The sequence below is a fragment of the Caballeronia jiangsuensis genome, from assembly GCF_046030135.1.
GTDB classification, from domain to species: domain Bacteria; phylum Pseudomonadota; class Gammaproteobacteria; order Burkholderiales; family Burkholderiaceae; genus Caballeronia; species Caballeronia jiangsuensis.
Window position 1 is genome coordinate 57,758 of record NZ_JAQQDB010000031.1, and the last position, 12,402, is coordinate 70,159.

Here is a 12,402-nt window from a genome sequence, read left to right on the forward strand (position 1 = left end):
AAGCCGGGCACGGCGCATGCGGCTCATTAAGACGTGCATCACACGTGCGCCGACGTCGCGCGGCGCCGGTCATCGCAGTTCCACTTCATCTCTGGAGAACTCTCGTGCAAAAGACAGCATCGGCAAAATGGAGCGGCGGCATCAAGGACGGCAAGGGTTTCATTTCGACGCAAACCGGCGTGCTCAACGAAGCGCCGTATGGCTTCAAATCGCGCTTCGAGGAAGGTCCGGGCACGAATCCGGAAGAACTGATCGGCGCAGCGCATGCGGGCTGCTTCACGATGGCGCTCTCGCTGCAACTGGAGATGGCCGGCATGAAGGCCGAAAGCCTCGAAACGAAATCGACGGTCACGCTGGAAAAGGACGGCGAGGGCTTCACGATCACGGCGTGCCAGCTCGATCTGAAGGCGAAGATTCCCGGCGCGGATAAAGCCGCGTTCGACAAGGCCGCGCAGGCCGCGAAGGAAGGCTGTCCGGTGTCGAAGCTCTTCGCGGGCAACGCGAAGATCACGCTGAACGCGGAACTCGTTCAGTAAGCGATCAGGCAGTCGGGCAGGAACGCGCGGACGGGCACATCACCCGTCCGCGTTTTTTTCGCGCGTCAGTTCCTCGATGATGAGCCGTGCAGGCGCGGGCAACGGCACGCCTTTTCTCGTCACGACGCCATACGGCTCCGTGCGCGAGCGCACCGCGATTGCGAGCCGCCTCGCGAGTCCGTGTTCGGCGAGAAAGCTCGCCATGTCGAGCGGCATCATCGCGACGAGCGTGGGGTCGCGTTGCAGCAACAGAACGGTCGTGATGGTCGATGCCGTCTCGACAGGATGCGAGGGCAGCGGCAGTCCCGCTTCCTTGAACTCGCGCTCGTAGACGCTGCGGATCGGCATGATGGCTGGATAGACGATCCATCGGCTGGACGCGAGTTCGCTCAGTTCGACACGCGGCGCATCGACGAGCGCATGCGCGACACCCGCGACGATCGCGAGCGGCTCATCGCGCAATTCGACGTAGTGGTATTGATCCGGCTGACGCGCGACGCTCGCCCGGCAGATCGCGACATCCAGCCGTCCCTGATCGAGCAGCGCCAGAAGCCGGGCGCTCGTGTCTTCGACCACTTCGACGGTCAGCGCCGGCTGGCGTTCGCGCAGGCGCGCGAGGGCATCGACGAGCACGCCCGACACCGCGCCCGTGATCGCGCCGATCGCGAGCCGCCCGCCCGTGCCTTGCAGAATCCCCGCCATTTCCTCGCGCAAATGCGCGACGTCCATGTGAATCAGGCGCGCGTAGCGGATCACGCAGCGCCCGAGCTCGTTGGGCTGGATGCCTTGCGCCGAACGCGTGAAGAGCGTCGCGCCCAACGTGGCTTCGATCTCGCGCAGCGACTTCGTCGCGCCCGGCTGGGTGAGCGCCATTTCGTCGGCGGCGCGGTGCAGCGAGCCGTGATCGTCGAGCGCGATCAAGAGGCGCAGTTGCTTGAGCCGCAGGCGCGCGGCGATGGAATCGGCATTCGGCAGCATGGCTGAGAGCGGCTAGGGGACTACGAGAAGATAACGGAAAGTTATCGCCTCGGCAGCAGCTTTCATTATTCAGGCGCGTGCGGCTTATCTACATTGTGGGCTTCTGCTCAACCGTCAAGGAAACAACGACTCATGAAGCTGCTTCGATACGGCGCGCCCGGCCGGGAAAAACCCGGCGTTCTCGATTCCAGCGGCGCGATCCGCGATTTGTCCGGCGTGATCGGCGATATTGCCGGCGACGCGCTCCTGCCCGAATCGCTCGCGCGCCTCGCGAAACTCGATCCGTCGACGCTGCCGCTCGTGCCTTCGTCCGAGCGTATCGGGCCGTGCGTCGGGCGCATCGGCAAGTTCATCTGCATCGGGCTGAACTACGCCGATCACGCGGCGGAATCGAACCTGCCCGTGCCTTCCGAGCCGGTCGTGTTCAACAAGTGGCTGTCGGCGGTCGTCGGCCCGAACGACGACGTGCGCATTCCGCGCGGCTCGAAGAAGACCGATTGGGAAGTGGAACTCGGCGTCGTGATCGGCAAGGGCGGCGCGTACATCGACGAAGCCGATGCGATGAGCCACGTCGCCGGCTATTGCGTGATCAACGACGTGTCAGAGCGCGAGTATCAGATCGAGCGCGGCGGCACCTGGGACAAGGGCAAGGGCTGCGACACGTTTGGCCCGATCGGACCGTGGCTCGTCACCACCGACGAAGTGCCCGATCCGCACAAGCTGCCGCTCTGGCTCGAAGTCGACGGCAAGCGCTATCAGAACGGCAACACCGCCACGATGATCTTCAAGGTCGCCGAAATCGTGTCTTATCTTTCGCGCTTCATGAGCCTGCAACCGGGCGATGTCATCTCGACGGGCACGCCGCCGGGCGTCGGCATGGGACAGAAGCCGGAAGCGGTCTATCTGCGCGCGGGGCAGACCATGCGCCTCGGCATCGAAGGACTGGGCGAACAACGGCAACGGACGGTCGACGCATGAACCGCTACGACTTCACGAAGCGCGCGGCCGTGGTGACGGGCGGCGCGCAGGGCATCGGTTACGCGGTGGCGGAGCGTCTGCTCGAAGGCGGCGCGCGCGTCGCGCTGTGGGATCGCGATGAAGGCGCGTTGGCCGAGGCGCGCGCTCGTCTGGGCGACGTGCAAACCGTGCTCGTCGATCTGACGGATCGCGATGCGGTCGCCAAAGCGACGTCGCGCACGCAGGAAGGCTTCGGGCAAATCGACGTTCTCGTGCACAGCGCGGGCATCGCGGGCGCGAACGCGACGGTCGCAGACTACGCGCCGGAAGAATGGTCGCGCGTGATCGACGTCGATCTGAACGCCGCGTTCCACGTCAATCAGGCGATCGTCAGGACGATGATCGCGCGCGGCTACGGACGCATCGTCAATATCGCGTCGATCGCGGGCAAGGAAGGCAACCCGAATGCATCGGCTTACAGCGCGGCGAAGGCGGGCGTGATCGCATTGACGAAGAGTCTCGGCAAGGAAACGGCGGGACTCGATATCGCGGTGAACGCCGTGACGCCGGCCGCCGCGCGCACGAAGATCTTCGATCAGATGAAGCAGGAGCACATCGACTACATGTTGTCGAAGATTCCGCGCGGGCGCTTCGTCGAAGTGAAGGAGATCGCGTCTATGGTCGCGTTCCTGGCGTCCTCCGAGAACTCGTTCACGACGGGCGCGGTGTTCGATCTGTCCGGAGGACGCGCCACTTACTGACATCGCTGCATCCAGAAAAATACAAGGAGACAACGTGGATTCCATCGCCGCCCCGCGCGACGTCGCGCACGACGACGCCCAGATTTACCGCAAGGTGTTCTGGCGTTTCGTGCCGCTCTTCGTCGCATGCTTCGTGTTCTCGTATCTCGATCGCATCAACATCAGCTTCGCGAAGCTGCAGATGCAGAGCGAACTCGGTTTCTCCGACGCGATGTACGGCTTCGGCGCGAGCGTGTTCTTCGTCGGCTATTTTCTGTTCGAGGTGCCGAGCAATATCGTCCTGCATCGCGTCGGGGCGAAGCGCTGGATTGCGCGCATCATGATCACGTGGGGCATCGCGTCGGCGTGCATGATGTTCGTCCATACCGAAACCTGGTTCTACGTGCTGCGCTTTCTGATCGGCGCGCTCGAAGCGGGCTTCGTGCCGGGCGCGCTGTATTTCTTCACGAAGTGGTTTCCTTCGTCGCGGCGCGGGCGCATCAATTCGTTCTTCATGGCGTCGATCGCGCTGTGCGGGATCATCGGCAGTCCGCTGTCGGGCGCGATCATGAAGTTCTGCGACGGTCTCAACGGCATGCCCGGCTGGCAATGGCTCTTTCTGCTCGAAGGCATTCCGTCGGTGCTGCTCGGCTTCGTCGTGCTCGCTTTCGTCGATGACGACGTCGATCACGCGAATTGGCTCGATGCCGACGAAAAGCGCGCGCTCAAGGCGCAACTCGCGCGCGATCCGAAAGTCGGCGAAGTGCATTCGCTGAAGGCCGCGTTCAGCGAGCCCGTCACGCTCGTGATGGCGCTCATCTATCTGTTCCTCGCAATGGGCATCTACGGTCTCGTCTTCTGGATGCCGCAGCTCGTCAAGACGGCGGGCACGAGCGATCCGTTCAAAATCGGCCTGATTTCGATGCTGCCTTATGCGGTCGCGGGCATCGGCATGATTCTGATCGGCAGACACTCGGACCGCACCGGCGAACGGCGCTGGCACCTCGGCGCCTGCGCGCTCGCGGGCACCATCGGCTATGTGCTGTGCGGCTTCTTTCCGGGCAATACCGTGATGCTCGTGATCGGCCTCACGATCGCGGCAACCGGCATCATCACGTCGCTCGGGCTCTTCTGGATTCTGCCGACGCGCTTTCTCACCGGCATCGCGGCGGCGAGCGGCATCGCGCTGATCAATTCGGTGGGGCAGTTCGGCGGCATCATCAGCCCGTACATGGTCGGCAAGGTAAAGACGATGACGGGCAGCGCGACGCCCGGCCTCTATGCGATCGCGTTCGCGTGCCTGCTCGGCGCGATGCTGATCGTATGGGGTTTGCCGCGCCGTCTCTACTTCCGGGAAAGCGGCGCGGAGTGACCGCATACGGCGCGCAGGGCCGTTCCTTCGAGCGGCCTTGCGTGCAACCAGCCGCCTGAGCAACTACGCTCCGACCATCACGCGCTCGCGTCCACGCACGCGGGCGAACGCGCGACGCCGCGTTTTCGCTATCATGCCGATGGTCTGCGGCCCTTTGTCACGGTAATCTCTCCGCACGCGCGGCGCCCGAGCGGGTCCGATTCATTCGGCGCGTTTTTGCAGACCTTGCGGTTACATCGCATGAGCCGACGATCCCATTCACCCGATCCGCCCGGAGCGCCGATGAAATTCAAGCTGGACTGGACCCTCGCCACCCCGATTCTCGCGCTCGTCGTACTGGCCGGCGCCGCGTTCATCCACAACACCGCGATGATCGTGCTCGCGGCCATCGCGCTCGCGTTCGCGGTGTTCGCGGCCGTGCATCACGCGGAAGTGGTGGCGCACCGCGTCGGCGAGCCGTTCGGCACGCTCGTGCTCGCGATCGCGGTCACGGTGATCGAGGTCGCGCTGATCGTCTCGGTGATGCTTTCCGGCGGCCCCGAAAAGGCCGGACTGCCGCGCGATACCGTGTTCGCGGCGATCATGATCTGCGGTTGCGGGATCGTCGGCCTGTGTCTCCTGATCGGCGGCTTGCGGCATCACGTGCAGGACTTTCAACTGCAAGGCGCGGCCGCCGCGCTCGCGATTCTCTGCGCGCTTTCCGTGCTCACGCTCGTTTTGCCGAACTTCACGAGCACCGTCGTCGGTCCTGCGCTGTCTACATCGCAACTGATTTTCGTCGGTGTGATCTCGCTCGTGCTGTACGTGACGTTCGTATTCGTGCAGACGATCCGCCATCGCGATTACTTCCTGCCGTTCACTCCGCCGATCGCCGCCAACACGCCGGACGAAGATGAAGCGCCGCACGCGCCCCCGCCCAGCAACGGCGAGGCGTGGCTCGCGCTCGGCTTTCTGATGCTGTCGCTCGTGTCGGTGGTCGGGCTCGCGAAGCTCCTGTCGCCGGCGGTCGAGGCCGGCGTCGCGGCGGCGGGCGCGCCGGAAGCCGTGGTCGGCGTCGTGATTGCCGCGCTCGTGTTGCTGCCCGAGGGTCTCGCCGCCGTGCGCGCGGCGCGCCTGAACCGGCTGCAGACGAGCCTGAATCTCGCGCTAGGCTCGGCGCTCGCGAGCATCGGCCTGACGATTCCGACGGTCGCGGTCGTGTCGATCTTCATGGGCCAGCCCATCTCGCTCGGGCTCGCGCCCAAGGAAATCGTCATGCTGGCGCTCACGCTGATCGTGTCCGTCATCACGCTCGGCACCGGGCGCTCGACCGTTTTGCAAGGCGTCGTGCATCTCGTGATATTCGCGGCTTTCCTGTTTCTTTCGGTCGTGCCTTGATGGGCGTCGCGCGGCGAACCGTGGGCGTTTGATACCATTCACGGTTTTTCGCGCGTTTGCGCGCGATGTTTCGCCGTCTCATCGAAAGTCCCGAAGGAAAACATGTCATTCAAGAAGTCCGCATCGTTCGCGATGCTTGCCGCACTCGCCGCCGTTTCGTTCTCGGCGCACGCCAAAGAGATCACGCAAATCCGCTTCGCCGTCGATCCCTCCTATCCTCCGTTCGAATCCAAGCAGGCCGATGGCAAGCTCGCCGGCTTCGACATCGACCTCGGCAACGCGCTCTGCGCGCAGATGAAGGTCAAGTGCGTGTGGGTCGAAAACAATTTCGACGGCATGATTCCCGGCCTGAAGGCCCGCAAGTTCGACGCCGTGCTGTCCGACATGGGCATCACCGAAGAGCGCCTGAAGCAGATCGACTTTACCGAGCCGCTCTACGACACCCACGCGCAACTCGTCGCGCGCGCGGGCTCCGGCATCCTGCCGACGCCTCAGGCGCTGAAGGGCAAGCGCGTCGGCGTGGAGCAGGGCACGGTGCAGGAGCGTTACGCGAAGGTGAAGTGGGAGCCGCAGGGCGTGACGGTCGTGCCTTACGCCGATGAGGAACAGGTCGAGGCCGATCTCGTCGCGGGCCGCATCGACGCGATGTTCACCGACGCCGCGCAAGCCGCCATCGGCTTTCTGAAGAAGCCGCAGGGCAAGCCGTTCGCGCTCGTCGGTCCGATCGTGGAAGACAAGGCGCTCATCGGTCCGGGTACGGCCATCGGCCTGCGCAAGGGCGACGCCGATCTGCAGAACGGCCTTAACAGCGCGTTTGTCGAGATCAAAAAGAACGGCACGTTCAAGCGCATCATGGCGAAGTACTTCGAGACGGATATCTCGATCCAGTAAGCGCCGTTCGACGTATTCGACGTATTCGACGTATTCGACGTATTCGACGTATTCGACGTATTCGACGTATTCGACGTATTCGACGGAAAAGGCATCGCTCGCGGTGCCTTTTCTTTTCGACGAGAGATTTTCGAAGATGCAGATTCATCACCATCCGCTCGTCGGCGCGTCGCTCGGCACCGGGCGGGCGATCACGAGCTACAGGTTCGGTCCGCGGGACGGCGATTCGCCCACGGTTTATATCCAGGCATCGCTGCACGCGGACGAATTGCCCGGCATGGTCGTCGCGTGGTACTTGAAGCGGCGCTTCGCCGAACTGGAAGCGACGGGGCGTCTGCGCGCGCGCGTCGTGCTCGTGCCAGTCGCGAATCCGGCGGGCCTGAATCAGCACTGGTTCGGCGCGCAGATGGGCCGCTTCGAGATGGGCTCGGGTCAGGACTTCAACCGGCGCTTTCCCGAGATCGGGCCCGAGCTGGCGTTGCAACTGAAAGACCGCCTCGGCGATGACGAAGCGCACAACGCGCGCCTCATCCGCGCAGCGCTTTCCGACGCGCTCGCTACGCGCAAACCCGCGACCGAACTGGAGTCGCAGCGGCTCGAACTGATCAAGCTCGCGTGCGATGCGGATCTCGTCATCGATCTCCATTGCGACTGGGAAGCCGTCGCGCATCTTTATACGACGCCCGACGCGTGGCCCGCGATCGAGCCGCTCGCGCGCTATGTCGGCAGCGAGGCGCAACTGCTCGCTGACGTGTCGGGCGGCGAGCCGTTCGACGAGGCGTGCACGGCGGCGTGGCGCTATCTGCGCGGCGCATTCGAAGGCCGCTTTCCGATTCCGATGGCGACGAAGTCCGTCACGCTCGAGTTGCGCGGCGTGCGCGACGTGTCGCACGAGATGGCCGCGCGCGATGCTCAGGCGATCGTCGATTATCTGACGCATATCGGCATGGTCGCGGGCGCAGCGCCGGAGCCGCCGCCGCTGCGCCATCCCGCGACGCCGCTCGCCGGGTGCGAATACGTGCACGCGCCGGTGTCGGGCGTGATTCTGCATCGGCGGGAGATCGGCGAGACGGTGCGCGCGGGCGACGTCATCGCCGACGTGCTCGATCCGCTCGATGACCGGCTCGTGCCGCTCGTCGCGCAGACCGAAGGTGTGCTGTACGCGCGGCACTGGACACGTTTCGCGATGGCGGGAATGCTGGTCGCGCGCATCGCGGGCAAAGACGCGGCGCGGCAGGGCGACTTGCTCGTACCCTAGCGGCGCCGCGCGGTTACCATGGATTCGAAACCGGCCTTACGTCATGGAGAACAAGAAAACATGCTGAAGAACATCGATCCGCTGCTCAACCCCGATATCCTGCACGCGCTCTGCGCGATGGGCCACGGCGACGAAGTCGTGATCTGCGATGCCAACTTTCCCGCCGATTCCGTCGCGCGTCAGACGGTCCTCGGCCGCGTGCTGCGACTCGATGGCGTCGGCGCGCCGCGCGCGGTGAGGGCGGTGCTGTCGGTGATGCCGCTCGATACGTTCGTCGATCATCCTGCCGAGCGCATGGAAGTCGTCGGCGATGCGGCCGCGCTGCCCGCTGTGCAACACGAAGCCCAGCGCGAGATCGACGCTGCCGAAGGTCACGCGGTGCCGTTCGCATCGGTCGAGCGTTTCGCGTTTTACGAGCGTGCGAAGAAGGCGTATTGCGTGATCGCGACGGGCGAAACGCGCGGCTACGGCTGCTTCATCTTCAAAAAGGGCGTGCAACTGGCGCCGGACGCGCCGCAGCAGATGTGACCGATGGCCTAGGGATTACCCTGTTGCTTTTTTGAGAAGATGTTGCAATGCAGCGTAAAAAGCGTATAGTCAGGGTTATCCCTTAGCTACTTACCCTGAGAGCCGCTCATGAAAACCACCGCTCAACAATCCCTGCTCGTTTCGTTCGGTTCCTGGCTGCGCGCGTCGAAGGCTGCGGTGCGTCGCGAGTGGAATCGTGCGCTGCAACTGCACCTCCAAAACTGCGAGATTCTCGTCGAATCGTATCGCCGCAAGTAAGCCGCGCGCGACAGCATCCCGGTCAGGAGTATCGGCAACGCCCCGGAAGCGAAAGGCTTCCGGGGCGTTGTCGCATTTGCGCTGCCGCTTTCATCGAATCCAGCTGCTTGACATGCAACCAAATGGTTGCATAATGCGTTCATGGATGACGATTCGGTTTTTCGCGCGCTCGCGGACGCCAGCCGCAGACAACTGCTCGACCGCCTTCGCGAAACCAACGGGCCGACGCTCGGTGAGCTGTGCGACGGCCTTCGCATGACGCGTCAGGCCGTGTCGAAGCATCTCGCGATACTCGAGGCGGCGAATCTCGTGTCGACGCAGCGTCACGGCCGCGAGAAGCGTCATTTCCTCAATCCGGTGCCGATCCACGAGATCGCGCAACGCTGGATCAGCAAGTTCGAGCGTCCGCGCCTGGACGCTTTGTCCGACCTCAAACGCACGCTTGAAGGAGACGATCATGAGTAGCGACACGTTTGTGTATGTGACGTACATCCGCACGACGTCCGAGAAGCTATGGGAAGCCTTGACGACGCCGGAATTCGTGAAGAAATACTGGTTCGGCATGCATCAGGAATCCGACTGGCAGGCGGGCTCGTCATGGAAGATGCTGTTCTCCGACGGGCGCGTCGCGGATGCGGGCGAAGTGCTCGAAGCCGAGCCGGGCAAACGCCTCGTGCTCAAATGGCGCAACGAGTTTCGCGAGGATCTGAAAGACGCGGGATATTCGCGCTGCACTTACGAACTGGAGCAGCAGGGCGAAGCGGTCAGACTCACCGTCACGCATGTGAGCGACAGCAAGCCGTTCATCGAGGCCGTGTCGGGCGGATGGCCGAAGATTCTGTCGAATCTCAAGTCGTTGCTGGAAACGGGGCAAGTGGCGCTTGTCAGCAAGTAGGCGTGCCGCGTGTGCGCAGGCATATCGAAAATTGACAGAAAGACTGGATTCGTGAGGAATCCTCTCAGAGATAATCGTGCCAGTTCGCGTGAGCGAACGATCTCGACTCCATGCCGCGCCCTAAAGGCGGCGGCATGACAGAAAATTTTCGAATAAGAGGGCGCACACAATGCATTTCGTAAGCAAGCTGGAGAACGGCTATTTGCAACTTGTCAGAATCATCTTTCTGGTGCTGGCGACATTGGCGCTGATCGTCGCGGTCGTGGCCGGCGTGCCGGCCGTGTTGAACTACAACGCCAAGGCAGCGGCCGTGCCTTCGGATATATCAGTGAACGCGTCGGCGTTCCATCTGGAAAGCGCTGAGCCAAGCTCCGATCAGCGTGATACCGACGCCGCGCCGACGGACCCAGCAGAAAAGGAACGAGCGGCGCTGCTCGATGGTCTGCACGCCGTGCTGCTCAAGCATGGAAAGAGTCTTGTGGGGACCGGATTTACCCTGGAGAAGAGCGACCTGCAGGGAGTCGTCGGCTCATGGATGGACGATACCGATCACGGCGCAAACTTCGGGAAAGCGCAAACGAAGTATCTGGACGACGTGCTGTCGCGCGCGGACGTTGGCAAGAAAGTCAACGGATCGCAAGACCAGTTCTTCTCGGTGGTCAGTGCCGCGATCACGCAGTTCACTTCCGGGTGGGAGGCGCAGCACGCGGCCATCGAGTCGAAAAAGACCGCGGCAGAGGTAGATGCTTCCGCAAAACGTATTTCCGCGCTTCAGTCGATCAGCGTGGTCGCCGGTGCGACGGGCCTGTTCATTACGCTGGTGTTGTCGCTGATCATGTTCCGTGTCGATCGCAGCATTCGCAAGATGGCCAGCACGCGCGTCGCTGCTTGACGGGCCCGTAGGCTTCGAAAGCAAAAACGGCGCGCTGTCCTTTCGGACAGCGCGCCGTTTGCATTTTCAGGCGCTGCAACCAGCGATCAGATCGCCCAGCCGCCGAGATAGAACACGGCGAGCACGACCGCGATCGCCACCGTGCCGACATTCAGCTTGCGCCATTCGCCCGCGACGATACGGCCGATCACGAGCGTGGTGAAGCCGAGCATGATGCCCGTCACGATGTTCGCCGACAGCACGATATACACCGCGCAGACGAGGCCGGACATCGTGTCGACGGTATCGTCGAAATGCAGCTTGCTGACATTGCCGAGCATCAGCAGACCGACATACATCAGCGCGGGCGCCGTTGCATAGGAAGGCACGAGCGCGGCGAGCGGCGAGAGGAACATCACCACGAGGAACAACACGCCGACGACCGCGGCCGCGAGGCCCGTCTTCGCGCCCGCCGCGACACCCACCGACGATTCGATATACGCCGCAGCCGGCGCGCCGCCGAAGCACGCGGAGAAGATCGAGCTCAGCGAATCGGCGGTCAGCGCGCGGCCGCCGTTGATGATGCGGCCGTTCTTGTCAATCTGGCCCGCCTGGCCGGCGACAGCGCGGATCGTGCCGGTCGCGTCGAACACGGCGGTCATCACGAGCGCCAGCACGCTCGGCAGCACGGCCATCGACAGCGCGCCCTTGATGTCCATCGCGCCGATGAGCGAAGCATGGCCCGGCGCCGACAGCGACGGCAGCGCGAAGATGCCGTGAAAGCGCACGGACGGATCGAAGATCAGGCCGATCGCTGACAGACCGACGACGACGAGCAGGATGCCGCCCGGCACGCGCCGGCGCTCCAGACCGAAGATCGCAGCCAGGCCGAGGACCGACATCAGCACCGGAAAGGCCGTGATGTGCCCGAGCGACACCGGCATGCCGGGCGCGGGGTTCTTGACGATCAGGCCGACATCGTTCGACGCGATCAGCAGCAGAAACAGGCCGATGCCGATGCCCGTGCCGTGCGCGACGCCCGTCGGCAGATTGCGCAGGATCCACGAGCGCACGCCGGTGACGGAGATCGCCGTGAACACGATGCCCATCAGGAACACCGCGCCGAGCGCGATGGCCGGCGTGAGGCCCTTGCCGAGCACGAGGCCGAAGGCCGTGAACGCGGTCAGCGAAATCGCGCAGCCGATTGCGATCGGCAGGCGCGCCCAGACGCCCATCAGGAGCGAGCCGAATGCCGTGGTGAGACACACGGCGACGAACACCGCGCTTGTGTCGAAGCCTGCCTTGCCGAGCATGCCCGGTACGACGAACACGGAATAGACCATCGCGAGGAAGGTCGTCACGCCCGCGACGATCTCGCGCTTTTCCGTGCTGCCGGTTTGCGAAATGCCGAAGTAGCGATCGAGAAAGCCGCCGCTGGCGGCCTGAGTGCTTTCGTCTCGTTCGGTGGAGGTGATATCGATGTCGCCAAGCTGCTGGGCGGGTGATTCCATCATGAGCTGCTCCTTTATCAGCACGCTGAAACGGCAACCGTGCACCGCGCTCACTGCGCGCGGTCACTGCGGGGCCATCGTCAGGGTCGTCTCGTATGTAGTTCTGGATGATGCCGAGTGACGTGCACTTACGGCTGCACTCGGTCAGGACAGAGACTAGGGGAACAGAACGCGGGGTCCAATCCCATGAAAAACATGCCGGTCATGCCGAGGGGCTTATATGCCGTGAA

The 12,402-nt window shown here is 63.6% G+C and carries 14 protein-coding genes; 12 read left to right on the forward strand and 2 right to left on the reverse strand.

Annotation, left to right across the window (positions count from 1 at the left end; translation table 11 throughout):
• Window positions 1-104 precede the first annotated feature (104 nt).
• Window positions 105-536, forward strand: a complete 432-nt coding sequence (locus PQR08_RS27495; RefSeq protein WP_035503645.1) for an OsmC family protein — start codon at window positions 105-107, stop codon at window positions 534-536.
• A gap of 39 nt (window positions 537-575) precedes the next feature.
• Here PQR08_RS27495 and PQR08_RS27500 read toward each other — a convergent pair whose 3' ends face one another.
• Window positions 576-1,514 carry a LysR family transcriptional regulator gene (locus PQR08_RS27500; RefSeq protein ID WP_250484746.1) on the reverse strand — a complete coding sequence of 313 codons (939 nt, stop codon included), beginning with the start codon at window positions 1,512-1,514 and terminating at the stop codon, window positions 576-578.
• A gap of 132 nt (window positions 1,515-1,646) precedes the next feature.
• Here PQR08_RS27500 and PQR08_RS27505 point away from each other — a divergent pair, with 132 nt between their 5' ends.
• From PQR08_RS27505 to PQR08_RS27555, 11 genes are all read left to right on the forward strand, one after another.
• Window positions 1,647-2,492, forward strand: coding sequence for a fumarylacetoacetate hydrolase family protein (locus PQR08_RS27505; protein ID WP_250484745.1), 846 nt, complete (start codon window positions 1,647-1,649; stop codon window positions 2,490-2,492).
• The gene (locus tag PQR08_RS27510) at window positions 2,489-3,232 is read left to right on the forward strand and encodes an SDR family oxidoreductase (protein ID WP_250484744.1); all 744 of its coding nucleotides are present in this window, start codon (window positions 2,489-2,491) and stop codon (window positions 3,230-3,232) included. The genes PQR08_RS27505 and PQR08_RS27510 overlap by 4 nt, the downstream gene beginning before the upstream one ends.
• 34 nt (window positions 3,233-3,266) lie before the next feature.
• Window positions 3,267-4,583, forward strand: coding sequence for an MFS transporter (locus PQR08_RS27515; RefSeq protein ID WP_250484743.1), 1,317 nt, complete (start codon window positions 3,267-3,269; stop codon window positions 4,581-4,583).
• 282 nt (window positions 4,584-4,865) lie between these two features.
• On the forward strand, window positions 4,866-5,960 hold the full coding sequence (locus PQR08_RS27520; RefSeq protein ID WP_187606193.1) for a calcium:cation antiporter: 1,095 nt from the start codon (window positions 4,866-4,868) through the stop codon (window positions 5,958-5,960).
• Window positions 5,961-6,062: 102 nt separating this feature from the next.
• On the forward strand, window positions 6,063-6,851 hold the full coding sequence (locus PQR08_RS27525; protein ID WP_250484742.1) for an ABC transporter substrate-binding protein: 789 nt from the start codon (window positions 6,063-6,065) through the stop codon (window positions 6,849-6,851).
• 136 nt (window positions 6,852-6,987) lie between these two features.
• A complete protein-coding gene (locus PQR08_RS27530) occupies window positions 6,988-8,109 on the forward strand; it encodes a succinylglutamate desuccinylase/aspartoacylase family protein (protein ID WP_250484740.1) in 1,122 nt (373 codons plus the stop codon).
• 60 nt (window positions 8,110-8,169) lie between these two features.
• The gene (locus PQR08_RS27535) at window positions 8,170-8,637 is read left to right on the forward strand and encodes an RbsD/FucU family protein (protein ID WP_250484739.1); all 468 of its coding nucleotides are present in this window, start codon (window positions 8,170-8,172) and stop codon (window positions 8,635-8,637) included.
• A 108-nt stretch (window positions 8,638-8,745) separates the two neighbouring features.
• On the forward strand, window positions 8,746-8,895 hold the full coding sequence (locus PQR08_RS27540; RefSeq protein WP_160147434.1) for a hypothetical protein: 150 nt from the start codon (window positions 8,746-8,748) through the stop codon (window positions 8,893-8,895).
• 141 nt (window positions 8,896-9,036) lie between these two features.
• Window positions 9,037-9,360 carry an ArsR/SmtB family transcription factor gene (locus PQR08_RS27545; RefSeq protein ID WP_187606197.1) on the forward strand — a complete coding sequence of 108 codons (324 nt, stop codon included), beginning with the start codon at window positions 9,037-9,039 and terminating at the stop codon, window positions 9,358-9,360.
• A complete protein-coding gene (locus PQR08_RS27550) occupies window positions 9,353-9,790 on the forward strand; it encodes an SRPBCC family protein (protein WP_250484738.1) in 438 nt (145 codons plus the stop codon). The genes PQR08_RS27545 and PQR08_RS27550 overlap by 8 nt, the downstream gene beginning before the upstream one ends.
• A 169-nt stretch (window positions 9,791-9,959) precedes the next feature.
• Window positions 9,960-10,682 carry a hypothetical protein gene (locus tag PQR08_RS27555; RefSeq protein WP_250484737.1) on the forward strand — a complete coding sequence of 241 codons (723 nt, stop codon included), beginning with the start codon at window positions 9,960-9,962 and terminating at the stop codon, window positions 10,680-10,682.
• An 86-nt stretch (window positions 10,683-10,768) separates the two neighbouring features.
• Here PQR08_RS27555 and PQR08_RS27560 read toward each other — a convergent pair whose 3' ends face one another.
• On the reverse strand, window positions 10,769-12,175 hold the full coding sequence (locus tag PQR08_RS27560) for an NCS2 family permease (RefSeq protein ID WP_035503626.1): 1,407 nt from the start codon (window positions 12,173-12,175) through the stop codon (window positions 10,769-10,771).
• Between the last annotated feature and the right edge of the window lie 227 nt (window positions 12,176-12,402).

What these genes read in the sequence shown, in the direction of transcription:
- PQR08_RS27505 (WP_250484745.1), top strand. Translation starts at nt 1,647, where the DNA reads ATGAAGCTGCTTCGATACGGCGCGCCCGGCCGGGAAAAACCCGGCGTT.
- PQR08_RS27560 (WP_035503626.1), bottom strand. Translation starts at nt 12,175, where the DNA reads ATGATGGAATCACCCGCCCAGCAGCTTGGCGACATCGATATCACCTCC.
- PQR08_RS27520 (WP_187606193.1), top strand. Translation starts at nt 4,866, where the DNA reads ATGAAATTCAAGCTGGACTGGACCCTCGCCACCCCGATTCTCGCGCTC.
- PQR08_RS27525 (WP_250484742.1), top strand. Translation starts at nt 6,063, where the DNA reads ATGTCATTCAAGAAGTCCGCATCGTTCGCGATGCTTGCCGCACTCGCC.
- PQR08_RS27500 (WP_250484746.1), bottom strand. Translation starts at nt 1,514, where the DNA reads ATGCTGCCGAATGCCGATTCCATCGCCGCGCGCCTGCGGCTCAAGCAA.
- PQR08_RS27530 (WP_250484740.1), top strand. Translation starts at nt 6,988, where the DNA reads ATGCAGATTCATCACCATCCGCTCGTCGGCGCGTCGCTCGGCACCGGG.
- PQR08_RS27555 (WP_250484737.1), top strand. Translation starts at nt 9,960, where the DNA reads ATGCATTTCGTAAGCAAGCTGGAGAACGGCTATTTGCAACTTGTCAGA.
- PQR08_RS27550 (WP_250484738.1), top strand. Translation starts at nt 9,353, where the DNA reads ATGAGTAGCGACACGTTTGTGTATGTGACGTACATCCGCACGACGTCC.
- PQR08_RS27545 (WP_187606197.1), top strand. Translation starts at nt 9,037, where the DNA reads ATGGATGACGATTCGGTTTTTCGCGCGCTCGCGGACGCCAGCCGCAGA.
- PQR08_RS27540 (WP_160147434.1), top strand. Translation starts at nt 8,746, where the DNA reads ATGAAAACCACCGCTCAACAATCCCTGCTCGTTTCGTTCGGTTCCTGG.
- PQR08_RS27535 (WP_250484739.1), top strand. Translation starts at nt 8,170, where the DNA reads ATGCTGAAGAACATCGATCCGCTGCTCAACCCCGATATCCTGCACGCG.
- PQR08_RS27510 (WP_250484744.1), top strand. Translation starts at nt 2,489, where the DNA reads ATGAACCGCTACGACTTCACGAAGCGCGCGGCCGTGGTGACGGGCGGC.